This window comes from Rhizobium sp. WW_1, assembly GCF_003610155.1.
GTDB classification, from domain to species: domain Bacteria; phylum Pseudomonadota; class Alphaproteobacteria; order Rhizobiales; family Rhizobiaceae; genus Rhizobium; species Rhizobium tropici_A.
The window spans coordinates 414,340-431,075 of record NZ_RAIN01000004.1 but is presented as its reverse complement, the minus strand read 5'-3'; the positions used below and the strand labels follow the sequence as shown (position 1 = coordinate 431,075).

16 protein-coding genes are annotated in these 16,736 nt (G+C 59.9%); 6 read left to right on the top strand and 10 right to left on the bottom strand.

Annotation, left to right across the window (positions count from 1 at the left end; genetic code table 11):
- Positions 1–35: 35 nt before the first annotated feature.
- From BJ928_RS15105 to BJ928_RS15090, 4 genes are read right to left on the bottom strand one after another with little or no spacing between them, the layout of a single operon-like run.
- Positions 36–836 carry a PfkB family carbohydrate kinase gene (locus tag BJ928_RS15105; RefSeq protein ID WP_047630265.1) on the bottom strand — a complete coding sequence of 267 codons (801 nt, stop codon included), beginning with the start codon at positions 834–836 and terminating at the stop codon, positions 36–38.
- Positions 837–843: 7 nt separating this feature from the next.
- A complete protein-coding gene (locus BJ928_RS15100; protein WP_245432329.1) occupies positions 844–1,683 on the bottom strand; it encodes a carbohydrate ABC transporter permease in 840 nt (279 codons plus the stop codon).
- Positions 1,680–2,564 carry a sugar ABC transporter permease gene (locus BJ928_RS39340; protein ID WP_082011802.1) on the bottom strand — a complete coding sequence of 295 codons (885 nt, stop codon included), beginning with the start codon at positions 2,562–2,564 and terminating at the stop codon, positions 1,680–1,682. Before BJ928_RS39340 ends, BJ928_RS15100 begins: the two co-directional genes overlap by 4 nt.
- 10 nt (positions 2,565–2,574) lie before the next feature.
- Positions 2,575–3,822 carry an extracellular solute-binding protein gene (locus BJ928_RS15090; RefSeq protein WP_047630260.1) on the bottom strand — a complete coding sequence of 416 codons (1,248 nt, stop codon included), beginning with the start codon at positions 3,820–3,822 and terminating at the stop codon, positions 2,575–2,577.
- Between the two features lie 222 nt (positions 3,823–4,044).
- On the opposite strand from BJ928_RS15090, the gene phnF reads away from it, so the two are divergent.
- Both phnF and BJ928_RS15080 read left to right on the top strand, forming a co-directional pair.
- Positions 4,045–4,803: a phosphonate metabolism transcriptional regulator PhnF gene (phnF, locus tag BJ928_RS15085; protein ID WP_047630258.1), complete on the top strand. Its 759-nt coding sequence runs from the start codon at positions 4,045–4,047 to the stop codon at positions 4,801–4,803.
- Positions 4,804–5,236: 433 nt separating this feature from the next.
- Positions 5,237–6,385 carry an acyltransferase gene (locus BJ928_RS15080; RefSeq protein WP_245432328.1) on the top strand — a complete coding sequence of 383 codons (1,149 nt, stop codon included), beginning with the start codon at positions 5,237–5,239 and terminating at the stop codon, positions 6,383–6,385.
- Between the two features lie 14 nt (positions 6,386–6,399).
- On the opposite strand, the gene BJ928_RS15075 is transcribed toward BJ928_RS15080, so the two are convergent.
- Entirely contained in the window at positions 6,400–8,352 is a 1,953-nt protein-coding gene (locus tag BJ928_RS15075) for an FUSC family protein (RefSeq protein WP_052227557.1), read from the bottom strand.
- 168 nt (positions 8,353–8,520) lie between these two features.
- On the opposite strand from BJ928_RS15075, the gene BJ928_RS15070 reads away from it, so the two are divergent.
- Positions 8,521–9,417 (top strand): LysR family transcriptional regulator, encoded by an 897-nt coding sequence (locus BJ928_RS15070; protein ID WP_047630499.1) that lies wholly within the window; start codon positions 8,521–8,523, stop codon positions 9,415–9,417.
- A gap of 20 nt (positions 9,418–9,437) precedes the next feature.
- Here the strand turns inward: BJ928_RS15070 and BJ928_RS15065 are convergent, their stop codons facing one another.
- Positions 9,438–10,364 carry a cation transporter gene (locus tag BJ928_RS15065; RefSeq protein ID WP_047630254.1) on the bottom strand — a complete coding sequence of 309 codons (927 nt, stop codon included), beginning with the start codon at positions 10,362–10,364 and terminating at the stop codon, positions 9,438–9,440.
- Between the two features lie 162 nt (positions 10,365–10,526).
- Positions 10,527–11,408 (bottom strand): AraC family transcriptional regulator, encoded by an 882-nt coding sequence (locus BJ928_RS15060; RefSeq protein ID WP_245432326.1) that lies wholly within the window; start codon positions 11,406–11,408, stop codon positions 10,527–10,529.
- 123 nt (positions 11,409–11,531) lie between these two features.
- Between BJ928_RS15060 and BJ928_RS15055 the strand changes: the two genes are divergently transcribed.
- The 3 genes from BJ928_RS15055 (at position 11,532) to BJ928_RS15045 (ending at position 15,071) form a co-directional block, all read left to right on the top strand.
- A complete protein-coding gene (locus tag BJ928_RS15055; protein WP_047630252.1) occupies positions 11,532–12,764 on the top strand; it encodes a cytochrome P450 in 1,233 nt (410 codons plus the stop codon).
- A gap of 41 nt (positions 12,765–12,805) precedes the next feature.
- Complete coding sequence (locus tag BJ928_RS15050) at positions 12,806–13,114, top strand: 2Fe-2S iron-sulfur cluster-binding protein (RefSeq protein WP_245432324.1); 309 nt, start codon at positions 12,806–12,808, stop codon at positions 13,112–13,114.
- Between the two features lie 292 nt (positions 13,115–13,406).
- The gene (locus tag BJ928_RS15045; protein ID WP_047630248.1) at positions 13,407–15,071 is read left to right on the top strand and encodes an ABC transporter ATP-binding protein; all 1,665 of its coding nucleotides are present in this window, start codon (positions 13,407–13,409) and stop codon (positions 15,069–15,071) included.
- 84 nt (positions 15,072–15,155) lie between these two features.
- On the opposite strand, the gene BJ928_RS15040 is transcribed toward BJ928_RS15045, so the two are convergent.
- The 3 genes from BJ928_RS15040 to BJ928_RS15030 all read right to left on the bottom strand — a co-directional run bounded on the left by BJ928_RS15040 (position 15,156) and on the right by BJ928_RS15030 (position 16,670).
- On the bottom strand, positions 15,156–15,551 hold the full coding sequence (locus BJ928_RS15040; RefSeq protein ID WP_047630245.1) for a nuclear transport factor 2 family protein: 396 nt from the start codon (positions 15,549–15,551) through the stop codon (positions 15,156–15,158).
- Entirely contained in the window at positions 15,548–15,949 is a 402-nt protein-coding gene (locus BJ928_RS15035) for an adenylate kinase (protein WP_245432308.1), read from the bottom strand. Before BJ928_RS15035 ends, BJ928_RS15040 begins: the two co-directional genes overlap by 4 nt.
- Positions 15,950–16,166: 217 nt before the next feature.
- Entirely contained in the window at positions 16,167–16,670 is a 504-nt protein-coding gene (locus tag BJ928_RS15030) for an NUDIX domain-containing protein (RefSeq protein WP_047630243.1), read from the bottom strand.
- Positions 16,671–16,736: the final 66 nt, after the last annotated feature.

The following is a 16,736-nucleotide window of genomic DNA, read 5'->3' as shown; positions in this document are numbered from 1 at the left end:
CTGCGGGATCAGATTTCTGAGGCGGCGTGACGCCCTTAGTCGCCGCGCCGGCGCAGCCATTCCGCTGTGATCCGGCTTGCTTCCCGCGCGGCTGCCGCCGGCGTCCGCCCTTCCACCAGGGCAAAGAGGAAGGAGCCGGCAAAACGGTCGCCGGCACCGATCGTATTGGCCGTATCGACCTTGGCGGCCGGCTCGATTTCCACGCTTTTCAGGCCATCGAATAGCGTGATCGGCCGCGTGCCGTCGGTCAGGATCAGCATCTTCAATCTCGAGCCGGCAATCTGGCCGGCGCGCTGCCATGCGAGCGTGAGATCGTCGGGAACGTCGTCGCGCGAGGAGATGACATAGTCAGCCGGCCGCGGCGTCGCGGGCCTGAGCGGGAATTGCGAAACGACGAGCGGCTGGGCGTCGATCTGTTCGACCAGGCCTGCGTCGAGAGCGAGAGCATTGATATAGACGCCGGCGCCTGACAATTGCGCTGCCGTCTTCAGCGGTTGGGATCGGCCGGCCGGCGCTATGATCGTGCGCTCCCCATTCGGCTCCAGCAGAATTTCCAGCGGTGCGGTTTCTCCCGGCGCCATCGCGATATGCTTCGTATCGAAGCCGGCTGCGACGAGTGATTGGAGTGCTGCTTGTCCCTGCGCATCCAGCATCAGCCGCGAGACGAGCGCCACATCCGCGCCAAGCTCCAGGAGTTGCCGACCGGTGTAATAGGCGCCGCCGCCGAGCCGGGTTGTCTGGGACGAGAATTGTATGCGCGCGCCCGGCACCAGCGGAGCATCCAGTTGCCATATACGATCGTGGTTGACCGATCCGATTACGATTATTCGGGGCATGCCTTGCCTATCTGTCGTCAATGCCTGGTGCGAGCGCATCCACGATGAAACGCTGGGCCAGCAGGAATATCAAGAGAACGGGGACGATCGACAACAGACTTGTTGCCATCAGCGGACCCCAAGCCCGATCGGCGCCTTCGAGATCGGCAAAAACGGCAATGCCTGTCGTCAGCGTCTTCTTGAAGGCGTCGTCCAGCACGAGCTGGCCCCAGAGATAGATGTTCCAGGCGCCCATGAAGGAAATCACCGAAAGAGCAGCGATTGCCGGGATGATGTTCGGAACACCGATCTCGATGAACTGCCGCCACAGCCCGCTTCCGTCCATACGCGCGGCCTCGAATATCGATGCCGGAAGCGATCTAAACGCCTGGCGCATGTAGAAGACATAGAAGCCGATATAGGGGATCGACGGGATGATCATCGCACCGTAGGTGTCGACAGCCTGGAGCTTTACGACCGCGATATAGGTCGGAATGATCGCGAGCACGTTCGGGAAGGACATGGTGGCGATGACGAACCAGAACAGCGCCTGTTTGCCCTTGAACTCCAGCCGCCCGAAAGCAAAGCCCGCGGGGATTGAGAGAACAAGCTTTCCGGCCGTGATGAGGGACGAGGTGAGGATGGAATTCCACAGCCACATCCAGATCGGATGACGGCTCGCAGCGATGGTGAAATTCGACAGGGTCGGGCTTTCGGGCCAGAGGCGCACGGCCTTGGCCATGATCATGTCGTTCGGCGTGAAGGCTGCGGATACCATCCAGACGAGCGGAAATACGGTGACGATGCAGATTGCCAGCAACAGGATATGAAGCAGCAATCTGTGAAGGCTACGGCCGATGCCACTCATTTGTAATGCACCCGCTTCTCGCCGACGCGGAATTCCAGCCATGTAACGGCGAGGATGATCACGATGATAATCACCGCAACGGCGCTGGCCGGCCCGAACTGGAAGAACAGCAGACCCTGTTGCCACAGGAAATAGAGGAGGCTCGAGCTTCTGCCGGCGGGTCCGCCATGGGTCAGCACGTCGATGATGCCGACGATATCGTCGAGCACATGGAAGAAGGTCGTGACGCTGATGAAGAAGGCTGTTGGCGTCATCAGCGGCAGGCTGATGTTGAAGAAATGTCGCGTCGAGCCCGCACCGTCGAGCTGCGACGCCTCACGCAGCTGATGCGGCAGGTTAGCAAGTGCCGCCAGCCACAGCAGCATGTTGAGGCCGAAGGTCTTCCAGAAGGTGACGAGGCTGACGCAGAGGAGCGCAAGGCTCGGATCGGTATGCCAGCGCGACGGCGGAAAGCCGAAATAGCCAAGGATCTCGTTGAGCAGGCCGTTGACCGGATTGAACAACCAGGACCAGGCGACGCCCGCAACCGAATAGGCAACGATCGTCGGCAGGAACAGGCTGCCGCGATAAAGGCCTTGCAGGGGATTCTTGCGTACTGAATGCAGCATGACGGCAAAGATCAACGGTATCACGATCTCGGCCGGGATGAGGACGGCGCAATAGAGCAGGGTATTCCAGGCTGCCATGCGGAAGTCGGGATTGTCGAAAATCGATGCGTAGTTCTCGACACCGACAAAGCGAATGTCCGCCGACAGTAGATTCCAGTCGACCACCGACAGCAACATCGAGGCTATCAGCGGACCGTACAGAAAGATCGCCACGGCAAGCACGGCTGGCCCCACGAAGAGATAGGGGGCCAGCGATCGAAAACGGAATGGCATGATCGAAAGCCTATGCCGAAATCAGCCCGGCAAGCTCGTCATGAGCGCCCTTGATGCCGTCGGCAACCGTTGTTTCCTTGAGCAGCATGCGCGAAACCCACTTGCGCCAGACTGCTTGACCCTCGAGGCCGCGTTTGCCGGGCCAGATCGTCTCAGCGGTCAGGCCATCCGCCAGCTGTGCGGCCGCCGGCTTCATGAACTCGTTGATGAGCGGAATATCGTGCTTCGAGGTGTTGAGGTAGCCGGTCTGAGACCAGAGTGCCTGGCCTTCCTTCGAGGCGCAGAATTCGAGGAAGGTAAGGGAGGCTTCCGCCTGTTCCTTGTTGCGCGTGTAGACGGCGAGGAAATTGCCGCCGCTGTTCATCTTGCGCGGATGTCCCGCAAGGCCGGGGAACTTAGTCGTGACAGCCTTTGCCGCGCCGAAGGGGAAGGTGACGGCGGAGGTCGAGCTGGTCGTGCAGATCGCAAGCGCGCCGGACTGGAAGGCAGCCGTCTGCTCCTTGTCGCTGACGGGCAGCCAGAGGCCTTCGTGGGCGGGGGCGCAATATTCGCTCATGCCGGCGATCGCTTCCGGGCTGTTGAGCGCCAGCTTGCCATCGGGATCGATGATGTAGCCGCCGGCATTCTGGATGAAGGACTGGCTCGTCCATTCGTTATTGGAAAGCGAGATCGGCGAGCGATAGGTCGGGTGCTTGCCCTTGAGGGCCGCATCGAGCTTACGGGCACTCTCGTAGAGCCATTTCGTATCCGGCGTTTCCGGCAGGTTGGGATCGAGGCCGGCAGCCTTCCACATGTCGCTGTTGACATAGGTGATCGGGGTCGACATCGCCCAGGGAAGGCCGATGACGGCGCCGTCGATCGTGACCAGCGGCAGCACCGACGAGCGGAAATTCGCGAGGATCGCTTCGGCCTTTGCGGCATTGATCTCGCGCAGGTCGCGGGCACCGAGCGTGCGCTTGGCGAAATAGCCGAATTTCCAGCCGGTGATCATCATGGCCGGCGGCCGCCCCGCGGCAATGCTCGCAACGGCCTTTGCGGTGACGGCTTCATAATCGCCGTCGAAGCGGTTGCTGAACGTCACGCCGAGCTGCTTGGCGTTGAAGGCATCGACAACCTTCTGGAAAGGCTTGTCGGGGCCCCAGGTGCTCGAAATCTCGATAGTTGCATCGGCAGACCGGGCTTTGCCGGCCGTTACGATCGATGTGCCGATGAGTGCGGTCGTGCCCGCGATAAATTGACGACGATTAAACCCTACCATAATATCCCCAATATCCGAATGACTAATAAAACATTCGAATATTTATCTATCCGCCGCCAATGACATTCATATGAAGAGAAATATGGCTAAATGCCAAAGTGTAATCACAGAATCGGCTTCGGCAGTTGTTCGTAAGGTCCCGGCTATCGAACGGAGATTGAAAAACGACGCTGCAGCCGATATATGACATTCGAATGACATGATCGGATTCGGAAGGCAGGCATGGAGAAAAGGTCGCTGCACGGGCAATGGCAACAGGTTGAGAGCGATATTGCCGAGGATATCATGACCGGCCGGCTTTCGCCCAAGGCTCAGCTTCCGACCGAGACCGACCTGATGGAGCGGTTCGGTGTCGGGCGGCATACGATACGGCGCGCCATTTCCCGCCTTGAAAGCCGGGGGCTCGTGCTCGTCGAACAGGGCCGTGGAACCTTCGTTCGAGATAGCCGCCTCGACTATCGGCTGTCCGAACGCACGCGCTTTTCCCAAAACCTGTTGGATCAGGGCAGGGAGCCGCTTGGGCAGGCCATCCATGAAGAAGTGGTTCCGGCCTCGGAGATGATTGCCGAGGCGTTGCGACTCCCGCATGGCGAGCCGGTCTACCACATCGTCAGGCGCGGCTTTGCAGATGAGGAGCCGATCAACTACTCGCATGCCTATTATCCCGTGCGCCGCTTTCCGGGCTTCGACGAGGCGCGGCGCGGCGGACGAAGCGTCACCCTTATTCTCGCCGAGTACGGCATCCCTGACTATATTCGCCTGCGGACCGACATTATCGTTCGTCTACCCACGAGCGAGGAGGCAAAGCAGCTTTGCCAGCCCATGTCTCAGCCGGTGGTCGCGCTCAGAAAGGTGGACGTCGATCTCAAGGGTACGCCGATTTCCTATTCTGAATCCGTCTGGCCGGGTGAGCGCGTGCAGTTCTCCATCGACAATACAAGTCAACTGTTGGATGTGCTGACGCGCGGTGAAGCCGGCTGAAAAAGCCTTGCTTGTCCCGTCGCGTGACAAGATTATCAAGATTATGTTGGGCGTGTCCGAAACCAGAGGGGCGCCCGAGGTATGGCGGCTGCGAGCGGGTTGCATGTGCCACGCCGGACGATGATTAACAGGATGATAACTATATGATGAAGCAAAGCCCACGTTTTAAGCACGTGGCGACGAGTTGTTATATTATTTCTCCTAGTGACTGAAGATCCAAGGAAGTGTTTCTGGGATTTCCGGTGACGTTTTGTCGAATAATACTTGAGAGCTCTGCTGCCGGTGTCGGTGCCCACCGCCGATCCGCCCCGTGCCGCAGTCGAAATGTAACTATCCCTGCGGCGAGGCTGAATGCGCATCTGCGGCGCTCCCTGTCGTGCCCGGGCCCGCAAACTGGCAGTCTTGCTTCGTATCGCTGTGGAGTTTGAAGGAAATGCGAGAGACGCAGTCCGCCGAAATCCCATCTCCTACGCCGTCAAACAGTTCCGCGCGGCTGCTGAACCTTCAGGTGCTGCGCGCGCTCGCAGCCTCTTCCGTCGTTGTGGCGCACGCCTTGCACGAGACGGAGACACTCGCCGTCGCGACCGGACGTGCGGCTGTCGATGGCTCCGCTTGGAATCTCGGTTTCGGGGTGGACATATTCTTTGTCCTTTCCGGTTTCATCATGACCCACACGGCCGCTTCCGATTTCGGCAAGGGCGGCGCTCCGCTGCGCTTCTTCCTGAGGCGCTGCGCACGCGTGGTCCCGCTCTACTGGTTGTTGACCAGTACATTGCTTCTCGGCGCCCTCGTGGCGCCTTCGCTGCTTTCTGTTCCGATCGGCTCCGCACCGCATGTCCTCGCGTCCTACCTATTCATCCCTTCGGGGCGCGGCGTGGATGAGATCAGGCCGGTGCTCGCATTGGGCTGGACCCTGAACTACGAGATGCTGTTCTACGTGTTTTTTGCACTGGCGCTCTTGTTGCCGATCAGGCTGGGGATCGTCTGGCTGTCGGTGCTCATGATCGGGATGGCGCTGGTCGGGAATCTGGTCGATCTAAGCCATGTTCAGATAGCTTTCTGGACAAGCCCGATCATTCTGGAGTTTCTGTTCGGCGTCTATGTCGCCTTGATCTTCCGCAGTGGTGTGAGGATCGGTGCCGCGCCGGCGCTCGGGCTCATGGCCATTGGCCTCCTCGGTTTCGTGCGCATTTCTATGCCCTGGAACGATGCGGCCTTGCCGCAGTTTCTGCGAAGCGGCTTGCCTGCGGCTCTTTTTGTTCTCGCCGCCGCAATCGGTCCCGTCTTGCCCCGTAACAAGATAGTCCTATGGGGTGTCGCCCTGGGGGATGCCTCCTATAGCCTCTATCTCGCCCATCCCTTTATCCTGCGGCCGATGCGGGCCATATGGGTAAAAGTGATCGGCGGCGCTCTTCCTCTCGGTCTGTTCGTCTTCTTTGCGTCGCTTGTTGCTGCCCTGTTCGCCCTGGCGCTCTTCAGGGGTATCGAGAAACCGATAACAAGCCGGGTTCAGAGGTTGGTAGTGGGCTCCTCAGGATCGAGGAGGGTGCCGGGCGGCTCACTTCCGGCAACGGACAGCTGAGGCGCCCGACGCCATCAGGCAGCTCGTTTTCCGCGGAGATAATCGGCATGATTTGCCGCCGCCGAAGCGACGGCGTCGAGCTGAGTTGCCGCGCGGATCAGCGTGTGACGTGCCGGAGCGTCGGGCTTGTTGATCCGATAGGAGAGATGGTTGATGACGCCGCGAGAGACCTTGGCGAGGTGTAGTGGATCGCCGCGACCAAGCTGACGCAGGACGACGGCCAATGGTTTGGAAAGGCCCGTGTGCTCCCTTGCCAATTCGGATAGTGTAATCGCCGCCTCGCCGATCGTAAGCGCGGCAAGCATTCCTCTGAGATCGTCCTCTGCCTGCTTTTCGGGGACGCCGGCATTTGTTGCGGCTTGGCTGCTCAGCCGATCGACCGTTCTGCTAAGCCAGCGCTCTCGTGTCCAGCGGGCAGGTGTCAAGCCGATATCGGCCAGATCGCGCCGCGCGGCGCGCTGCAGGCGCAGTCTCCTAGCCTCGGGATTGAAGGGAAAGAGCAGGGTGAAGACAAGAACGCCCGCGCCGACGCCGAGCACCAGCGCCAATGCGCCGTTCAGAAATGAGGCGGCGTCGGCGCGGCTGACATTGTCCGGGCTCACCAGATCCAGAAACAGGAAGGCAAAACTCGTTGCCAGGGCCGCGGTGCGGGCATTGCGCATGGCAAGGCCTGTTGCGAACATGATGATGCCGAGGATGACGGCGAGTTCGGTAAAGTCCGACAGCATCGGCAGGATGGCGAAATTGCAGATCGCTGCCGCGAGCACTGCGATCAGCCCGCCCTTGAGGAACCCCACGCCCCCGACCACCGGGTTCGGTCGGGTGGCAAACAGCGCGCAGATGACACCCAGGATGACGATGAAGCTCGGGCCGGACGGCCAGGCGGTTGCAATCCAGAACCACGATCCTATGACGATGGCGACAAAGGTACGAATGCCGTTCTGAACGGCGAGGAGGTGATCGACATGGAAGGAGAGATTGAGCCGCGAAGGTGGCGCCTTCTCGTTTGAGAACAGGGCTTGGCGCGTCAATGCATCGTGCGCGGCTTCGAGCAGCCTGTCGAGATGGTCGAGAATCGCAAGTCGGGGCGATATCGCACGACCTGAGTCATCAGCCGTTTCGGAGAGCGCAGCCCGGACATCGGCCCGCAATGCGGCAATGGTATCGGGGTCGGCTGGGGATGCCACGCCGATGGCGTCGAGCGCCATGGTCGTTTTGCCGACGAGAGGTTCGTCAAGATCCGGTCGCCCGGCGAGATGCTCGCGAAGAGATTGCGCAATCGCCATCTGGGTCAGCACTGCGACCGCCGCGCCGCGCAGATGGCCGAAACGGCTGCGCACGGAGCCCGAGCTTGCCGCGGCATATTCCGCGGCGACATCCAGTTCGAGCGCTCCCGTCAGCAGCCGCTGGAAGCCGGAAGTGTTGGCCTGGCCGCGCAATGCCCGCGCACAGAGATCGGCCACCTCGCGCAGATATGTCGCGAGCCGCACCTGGATCTCCTGCAACGGCGAGCCGGGTGCGAAGATGGTGGTGAAGACGGCTTCCGTCACGATCCCGAGGCCGATATAGATCACCCGTGCGATCGCGATGTCGAAGACCTCTAGCGGCGAACTGATGGAATCGAAAGCGATGATGGCTGCCGTATATCCGGCAAGCACGGCGCCATAGGCGCGAAAATTGCGCAAGCCGGTGGCAAGTGCCGTGCAGAGCCCCAGCCATACCGCAAGTGTCAGGATGAACAGTTCCGTCACCTGCGCGAACAGCGCGACCATCGTTACCGCGGCGATGGCCCCGATGATCGTGCCCAATATTCTATATTGGCCCTTCGAGAGGCTCATGCCGCGATTTGACTGCGCCACGATCCAGACCGTCATCGGCGCCCATTTCGGATCGTCGAGATTGAGCAGGAAGGCAATATAGAGCGCGACAAGCGATGCCGCCGTCGTTCGCAGCGCGAAACCGACCACTGGCCACGTTAGCCATGCCGGGGGCGCAAGCCCACGCGCCACCACGCCGAATAATCTTGTCGAGTTGAAACATGCCACCGTCATGCGCGCAGTGATAACGGTATGGACGGATAAAGATAATAGCGTAAATTTGGGACATATTATTGCTGAAAATGGTAGAATATGGTCATGGATCTCGAAAGCATTCGGATTTTTCTGCGGGTCGTCGAGCGCGGTAGTTTCACGGCGGCGGCAACGCAACTCAGGTTGCCCCTGACCAGTGTCAGCCGGCGGGTGAAGCAGCTTGAGGACGATCTCGGCGTTCAATTGCTCTACCGCACGACGCGGCGCGTATGGGTCACGGATGCCGGGCGTGACTACTATGAGCGCTGCATCCGGGCCGAGGAAATCCTGGAGGAGGCCGACCAGACCGCCCGTGCCGTGCGCATCGAGCCGCAGGGGATGTTGCGTGTCCTCATGCCCTATACGCTTGGTCTGAGCGTCGTGGAGCCGAGGCTTGGCGAGTTCCGGCAGCACTATCAGAAGGTGCAGCTCGCGCTGACCTACGACAACTACCCTCTCGACCTGATCGAGCATGGTTTCGACGTGGCGTTGCGCACCGGCCCGCTTTCCGATTCCGGCTATTCCGCGCGTTTGCTCGGACGATCCCGAGCCCATCTCGCCGCAAGCCCCGTTTATCTCGACCGGTTCGGCCGGCCGGAACGCCCGCAGGATCTAAGAGAGCATGCGATCATGATCATGGGCGCGGGTACCTCCTTGGCGACGGTGCGCTTGCTCGACGAGGCCAGCAACGTGGTCGAGGTCGCCGTCAAGCCAATCCTGATGTCCAACGAGGTGACGACCATCATCCGCCAGGCCGTTGCCGGTGCGGGCATAGCGCTGATATCGCCGCAGCTCGCTTTACAGCATTTTGCGCGCGGTGAGCTCGAGGCCGTTCTTCCGCAATGGCAGCGCGCCGACGATATCGAGCTCAACGCACTCTTCCCGAGGCGAGCCACGTCGGATCGGAAGGTGCGCAGCTTTGTCAATTTCCTCGCCGATGTCTTCAGTGACTGGCGAGGGTAGGGGCGTGTCTTCGCATCCGCTCACTCGGCCCATTCGGGGTCGGTCGTGAATGCGATGGTTAACCAGCGGTCCGGACCCTCGTCACCGATCGCTTCGCCGATCTCGTCGCGGATATGGTCCCATTCCTCCAGTTTCTTCGCCGGCCCATCAGGCGGAACAATGAAGTAAAGCTCGATTTGCTTGCCGCGGCCGACGCGCGCGACATAGGAGCGATAGGACAGGAAGTTGTAACGACGAACGATGTCACCGGCGACGCGATCGACCTGTTCCCGCAGGTCCGCAGGCGTGACGAGCAGGATATCGGCGAATGCCTGCCTGATCGTTCCGATCGGCATGGGAATGACGACGAGGCAGACCAAAGCCAAAGCGACCGGGTCGACATAGGGGGACAGCCATTGCAGGTTCGTTCCCTGGATGAAGAAGCCGAAGATGAAGGCGAGCAGCAGCGCGCCGCTCAAGCAGCCTGTCATGATCCATGCCTTGGCGTCCAGTGCGATGAAATTGGATCTGAGCGTCTTGTTCGTGCGGTTGCCATAGGCCGCCATCAGGAAGGCGATGATCATGGTCAGCACCGCATAGATGATGGCCTGATCGAAGGAAAGATGCCGGCCGCCGGCCATGATGCTGCCGATGGCGTTGATCAGGGCATAGACTGCGGCACCCGTCAGGAGCACGCCATTGAGGCCAAGCACCATGGGTTCGAGGTGCCAGAAACCCATGGTAAAATGCTTGGCGAATTTGCCGGCCGGCGTCGTGTTCGTTGCGGAGGACACGATCAGATTGGAAACGATTAGCGCGACGATGGTCATGCTTGCGTCGGTGAGCGCGTAAACGCCATCGAAGACGATCGCATAGGAGCCGGAGAGAAGGCCAAAGGCTATGCCGGCGACGGCCAGAATGAACGTCACGATGATGGAGATGCGCAGAACGCTTTGTTCGGTCGTCACTTTTCAATCCCCGACTGGAAGCGCGGCGCGCGCTTCGGATGGTCCCGTTTCAGGTATCACAATTCTTAGCGTGTCGCCGAGACCGAGCCAATCGGCGCGAGCAAAAGCCGGCGATGGCCCGTGCTTTGCGCGGAAGTTGCAAGGCATCGGGCCTATCATCCGTCAGTCCCCACGCGGCCTCGCATTCTGTCCCTGCCGCCTGAATTCGCTCGGCGTGGCGCCGACCAGTTTCTTGAAGTCACGGGCAAAATGAAAGGGGTCGGGATAACCGCATCTGGCGGCTATCCGGCCGACCTGCTCATCTGTTACCACAAGCATTGGCTTTGCGGCATTGACGCGCTCGTGGCGCAGCCAGTCGAGAGGTGTCGTCCCCATTCTCTGGCGGAAGCGACGAAATAGTTGCGCCTGGCTCAGATTGGCGGCGGCGGCGAACTCTCCGACCGTCCAGGGGCGTGTCAGGTCGGCGCGCACGAGTTCCATGACCCGCTGCAACCGCTGGAGGGCGCCGCTCGGCTCGCCGTTCTCGGCGCGCTCGGATACGAGCGATGAAATCAGCTGGGCCAACAGGGCAAAGCATCTGTTGTCCGCGAGGAAGCTGCCCGTCTCGACCTCGGCCAGGATGCCTTCAAACAGAGCCTGCTGATCGCGCGGATTTGCCGTGTCGAAGATCGGATTTGCAATGACGCCGAGACTGTCGAACAGGGTGTCGAGCCCATATCCCACGAACCCCAACCAGAGATAGGACCAGTGCGAATGGCGCGGCTCGCAGCGATGAGAATAGAGCATCGAGGAATCCAGCCAGGCGATCGTTCCTTCCCGCAGGAGGCTCGACAGCCCGTTGACCTCCAGCAGGCCCTTTCCGCCGAGGGTCAGGATCAGTGTCTGCTGGTTGAAACGATGGGCGATCGGCGGTTCCGCTGGGGTGCAGACACGACGGCCGGCGGCAAGAAGCGAGTAGGGAAAGGCGCGGGACAACCGGCCTGGAGTCTGAAAGAAGACATCGTCGAGAGGGCGGGTTTCGGATGAAGTCATGTCGTCGGTCATGGTAGCGCCACCCTAATAAAGTATGAGAGTTTTATCCATATGGCTGCGGTTCGCATCCATGTCTTTTCATGGGTCGACGCTGTATTCTGCGGCCGATGAACCAGATTGGACGAGGCCCCCACCATGTCGACGGCGACCCCAGCATTTGATCCGCTTTCGCAGGCGTTCACGGACGATCCCTATGCCGCTTACCGCGCGCTGCGCGACTGTCCCGGTCCGGTCTATTACGAGCATTTCGACATATGGCTGCTATCGCGCTATCAGGACGTGGCTGCTGCCGCCGCCGACAAGACACTCGTGCGCTCGCTCGAATTCTTTCTTTCGCCCGAGGAGATAGAGGAGCAGAAGGTGCGGCAGAACTGGCACGACATGCCGAACCATTCGCGTTTCGTGCAATTCAGCCTGCTGGATTCCGATGGCGAAACCCACGACCGGCTGCGCCGCAAGGTTTTTCGTGAGTTTACCCCGGCGCTCGTCGCGCGCCAGCGCGGCATGATCCAGGACTTCGTCGACAAGCTGCTCGATCGCCTCCTTCAGGCGGGTACGATCGACTTTGTTGAAGACCTCGCCTCGCAGGTTCCAGGGCATATCATCGGTTCGGTTCTCGGCGTGCCGGACGAATATGCCGGGCAGCTGCGCAAGTGGTCGGAAGAAGTCGTGCAGTATTTCGACGTTGACCGCAGCGCGGAACGCAAGGCGATCGCCGAGCGCGCGACGACGGAGTTCTACGAGCTCCTCAAGGAACTTATCGCGGAGCGCGTGCGCACCCCGCGCGACGATCTCCTCTGTCGGCTGAGCGAGGCGCATGTCGCCGGCGAGCTGACCGAAGACGAGCTTGTTTCCACCTGCATGCTGATCCTGATGGCCGGGCACGGCTCGACGATCGACGTGCTGGGCAGCGGCATGCATGCCTTGTTGCAATATCCCGATGCTCTGAACAGGTTGCGCGAAACCTCGGCCGTCATGCCGACCGCCATCCAGGAAATGTTCCGCTTCGAGTCGCCATTGCCATTTTTCCATCGTTATCTGACGGAGGAGAAAGTGATCGCCGGCAAGCAACTGCCAAAGGGCACGAAGATCGGGCTGCTTTACGGTGCTGCCAATCGCGATCCCGAGCAATTCGAGGCGCCTGATGTGTTAAAGGTCGATCGCACGCCCAATCGCCATGTGGCATTTGGTGGCGGCGCGCATTTCTGTCTTGGCAATCATCTGGCCCGGCTGGACATGGAGATCATTTTCTCGACGCTCCTGCAGCGTACCCGCTCGATAGAGCTGCTGGAGGATAGGCCCGCCTACAAGCGAGGGCTGTCGGTGCGCGGTCCGAAACGTCTCGACATCCGCCTCGTTGCCGCTTGAGCGGATTTGCCGAAAGCATGGAGAATATGATGTGTGAAATCGTGTTTATCGATTCCGCCGGCCGCGAGACGCGCGTGCGGGCAGAGGAGGGCGAAACCTTGATGGCCGTCGCCATCCGGAACGGGATCGATGGGATCGTGGCGCAATGCGGCGGTGCCTTGGCCTGCGGCACCTGTCATTGCTACATTGAGCAGCCGCATTTCGATCTTCTGCCGCCACCTTCGGAAGAGGAGGCAACGATGATCGAATTCGTGATGGAACCGGCACCGAACAGCCGTCTCAGCTGTCAGATCCTCGCAAGCGGCGTCGTCGACGGCATGCGGGTGGTCGTGCCGGACAGCCAGCACTAGAGACCGCACGCCGATTGCGGGTGAGAGGGTCCGCAGATAGGCGCCCTTGGTTCCCGACGCACAAAGGTGATTATCGGGTTTGAGCCGCTCCTTCAGCCAGAGCGGCTCTTTTCGCAGCCGTGTCTCAGGCGCTCATGACCTCTGATATATTATTCATGAGTATTGCCGTATAGATTTTTGACGCTTATAGGTTGTGCCCCCGCGATTTCAAATGGCTTCTCGTCTTTCCGAGTCGACCGCGCCGCATATCGGCGTGGACCAAGCCTTGTCGCCCTAAGGTCAGGTTGTTTCGATGGCTGAAAAACCAAGCATTCTTGAACCTATCAGCGAGATCCTGCGTGCTTATTGGAAATCCGATCGCAGGACCTTGCTGATCTGCGTCGTCGTTGTCCTGCTTTCCAGTGTCAGCGGCGTCGCCGCTCCCTATATCTTTTCCCGATTTATCGACCGTCTGCCACAGGGCGACACCGTTCGTGGCGTGATGATAGGCCTGGCGATCTATGCGCTGCTGCTGGGTGCGTCTTCCGCCCTCCAGCAGATGGTGCAATATCTTTCGCTGATGAGCTCGCAGAATCTGGGCTTTATAGCGAGAACGCGCTTCTTCGAACGCATTCTGAAGAAGACCACCGCCTTCTTCATCGCGCATAATCCAAGCGAGATACAAACCGCGAGCGCAGGCGGCAGCAGCGCTCTCACGATGCTTGTCCAGCTCGGTCTCATCGTCTTCATTCCGGGCTTCATCCAGATCCTGCTTACGCTTCTGACGCTCGGCGCGCTCATCAATCTGCAGGTGACCCTGATCGTCGCAATCTATGGCGCGGCGACGATTGTGCTCACCTTAATCTCCGTTCGTCGCGCGCGTATCTTTCTGGATAAAGCGATCGAGGCCGGTCAGGAAAACGCGCGCTTCGTCGGAAACGCCATGAACGCGATGGAGACGCTTCGTCACTTCGGCAGCCATGACTGGATGAGGCGGCGTTTTACCGCCAAGGCGGCGGAAGTGCGAGACGCCTGGCGCGGCTATGTATTGCAGCGCGTCGGCTATATCGCTGTGCTTGGACTGGGGCTTTCCATCCAGTTCACCGTAACGTTTCTGCTGCTTATGCCGCGCTACAACGCCGGCGAGGTAACGATCGGCGACATCGTCCTGTTCAATACCTTGCTGCTGCAGCTCAACATGCCTTTCGAGATGATGGCCCATGCGATCGATGATTTAGCCCGTTCGCGCGCAACGCTGACACCGATGGCAAGCATGTGGCAGGCGCCGGAAGAACGTCAGGTGTCGCAGGCCACGTCCTTTGCAACGGCCGACGGCCGGCTTACCTTCGCTCGTGTCAGCCATGCCTACGATAATGGCCGTGGGGTAACGGATGTCAGTTTTGAAGCCGAGCGCGGCGCAATAACATTTCTCGTCGGCGAGACAGGCTCGGGTAAGTCGACGATCTTCAAGCTGGCGCTGAAGTCGATCGAACCGGATTCCGGCCGCATCCTGATCGACGGGGTCGATCTCGCCTCAATCGATCGGGCCGACTGGTATTCGGCCATTGCCGTCGTGCCGCAGGATGCCATTCTGCTGAACGAGAGTCTTGCCGAGAACATTCTCCTCGGCCGACCAAAGAATGAGGCGCGGTTGCGCCTGGCCGCCGAGAAGGCGGCAATTCTTCCCTTCATCGATGCCTTGCCCGAGGGTTTCGAAACCACCGTCGGCGAGCGCGGCCTGAAGCTTTCCGGCGGCGAACGCCAGCGCATCGCGATTGCCCGCGCCCTCTACGGCAATCCTGCCATCCTCTTCCTGGACGAGGCGAGTTCGGCGCTGGATGAGGCAACGGAGCGGGATATTATGGAGCATATTCGCGCGCTTTCCCGTGATGTCACGGTGCTCGCGATTACCCACAGGCGTTCGGTGATCGCTAAAGCAGACAAGGTGGTGGATATGAACGGCCTTGTCGAAGCCTAAGCCGACCGTTCCGATGCCAGGAGATCGGCAAGCTTCAGCTCGTCGGCAGCGCGATGGCCGGAATCGTGGCGTCCAGTTGCAAGCCTAGGAAGAAAGCGACGGAGAAGCGCTCGACACTGGCGGCCGACTGAGATGTTCATGAATGATCTTCCAGTCGCCGGCCTCCTTGCGCAGCACGGTGGTTCCGCGACCGTACCCCTCAAGGATCTTGTCATTGATGCTTGTACGCCAGCGAAAGCGATATATGCAGCTGGCGGTACTCTCGCCGGTAGCGATCCATTGGATGTCCTCGAGCCAATAGATATCGTTGTTAAGCTTTTTCCACGTATCTTCGAACGCGGCCCTGATCGCGTCGGTGCCCTTGTAAGTGCCATCGGTAAACCAGAAAACTGCATCCGCCGAAATAAGCGGCGCGACCGCGTCGAAACGATGAAGATTTATCTTCTCGGCATAAAGCCTCATGTGGTCTTCGGGATTCATGATTTCCCCAAATCTTCCGCGAATGCATTCAATTCGTCGACGCTGCTAATCTGTGTCAGCATCTTGCCGGCATCATGCGCTTCAGCGCACAGGCGACGGATGCCGGGCATCCATTGCTGCTCAATCTCCCACATGGTGCGAAACAGATCCCGTGTCGGCGGCATGGCTGACAGGCCGCCGGGTGTATGCGCGAGCTTGCCTGCCTGCCAGGCGATCTGCCGCTCGGCCGCAAGCCAGAAGTGCATCCATAGAGGCATGTCGATGAGGATGATCTGGGTTGCGCGGTCTATCCGCGCCGGGATCGAATTTCGATGGCCTAAGCCGTCGATGACCCAATTCTCACCGGATATCATCCGATCATGCTGCTCGACGTAGGTCTCGATTGGTGTGGGTCCCAACCCTCTTGCCAAAGAAGCGCGTCGATCTCGACATGGGGAATGGCATGTCTTTCGTCCAATTTACGGGCGAGCGTGGATTTTCCACCGCCTGCATTTCCTAGGATAACGACACGCGACATCGAATGGAGACCTCAAAATTCGGAGCCAGCCCGTAAGGGCGTCTGCGCGCCCATGAAGTGATTACGTTGTCATCGCAATCAACACCGACGGCCGGTGCTTACGCAGTTCCACGGCGCACAAAATGCTGAATGCCGGCGGGATTGGTGGCAATAAGGTTGCGTATGGGGGCCGGCACCAGGTCGAAGCGGTCGAGCCCCACTTCAGTGGAAGGCGCCCAACGAAATTCAAGTTCCGCGCTACCGTCTTGCGCTCGATGCACGATTTCCGTTTCGTGAAATGGAAGCGGGTGCAGCAGCTCGGCTTCATAGTAGAGGCCGAGCTCATGAACGCGTCGTCCGGCAAATTCGAAGAAATTCTCGATAATGAAGCGTAGCGGACCGACAGTCGCTTTGCAGCCGATTTCCTCTTCGATCTCGCGGGCCAGCGTTTCGGCGCCTGCTTCATGAAACTCGATCCGGCCGCCGGGCAGGGACCAGAAGGGATCTGCGACCGCACGGTGGATCAGGATATGATCGCCATGGCGGATCATTGCGCCCGCCCGGAATTGAAAGCGGGAATTTTCAGAATCCATGACGATCATGGTTCGGGTGGCTTCCGTCATGGATGGCTCTCCGATTGCGAGACAGGATTGAAATGACGTTCCGAATATCGACTTCCGGTTACGAAA

Coding starts and splice junctions, on each gene's coding strand:
- BJ928_RS15055 (WP_047630252.1), top strand. CDS start 11,532: ATGTCGACGGCGACCCCAGCATTTGATCCGCTTTCGCAGGCGTTCACG.
- BJ928_RS15105 (WP_047630265.1), bottom strand. CDS start 836: ATGCCCCGAATAATCGTAATCGGATCGGTCAACCACGATCGTATATGG.
- BJ928_RS15090 (WP_047630260.1), bottom strand. CDS start 3,822: ATGGTAGGGTTTAATCGTCGTCAATTTATCGCGGGCACGACCGCACTC.
- BJ928_RS15040 (WP_047630245.1), bottom strand. CDS start 15,551: ATGAATCCCGAAGACCACATGAGGCTTTATGCCGAGAAGATAAATCTT.
- BJ928_RS15030 (WP_047630243.1), bottom strand. CDS start 16,670: ATGACGGAAGCCACCCGAACCATGATCGTCATGGATTCTGAAAATTCC.
- BJ928_RS15080 (WP_245432328.1), top strand. CDS start 5,237: ATGCGAGAGACGCAGTCCGCCGAAATCCCATCTCCTACGCCGTCAAAC.
- phnF (WP_047630258.1), top strand. CDS start 4,045: ATGGAGAAAAGGTCGCTGCACGGGCAATGGCAACAGGTTGAGAGCGAT.
- BJ928_RS15070 (WP_047630499.1), top strand. CDS start 8,521: ATGGATCTCGAAAGCATTCGGATTTTTCTGCGGGTCGTCGAGCGCGGT.
- BJ928_RS15060 (WP_245432326.1), bottom strand. CDS start 11,408: ATGACCGACGACATGACTTCATCCGAAACCCGCCCTCTCGACGATGTC.
- BJ928_RS15045 (WP_047630248.1), top strand. CDS start 13,407: ATGGCTGAAAAACCAAGCATTCTTGAACCTATCAGCGAGATCCTGCGT.
- BJ928_RS15100 (WP_245432329.1), bottom strand. CDS start 1,683: ATGAGTGGCATCGGCCGTAGCCTTCACAGATTGCTGCTTCATATCCTG.
- BJ928_RS39340 (WP_082011802.1), bottom strand. CDS start 2,564: ATGCCATTCCGTTTTCGATCGCTGGCCCCCTATCTCTTCGTGGGGCCA.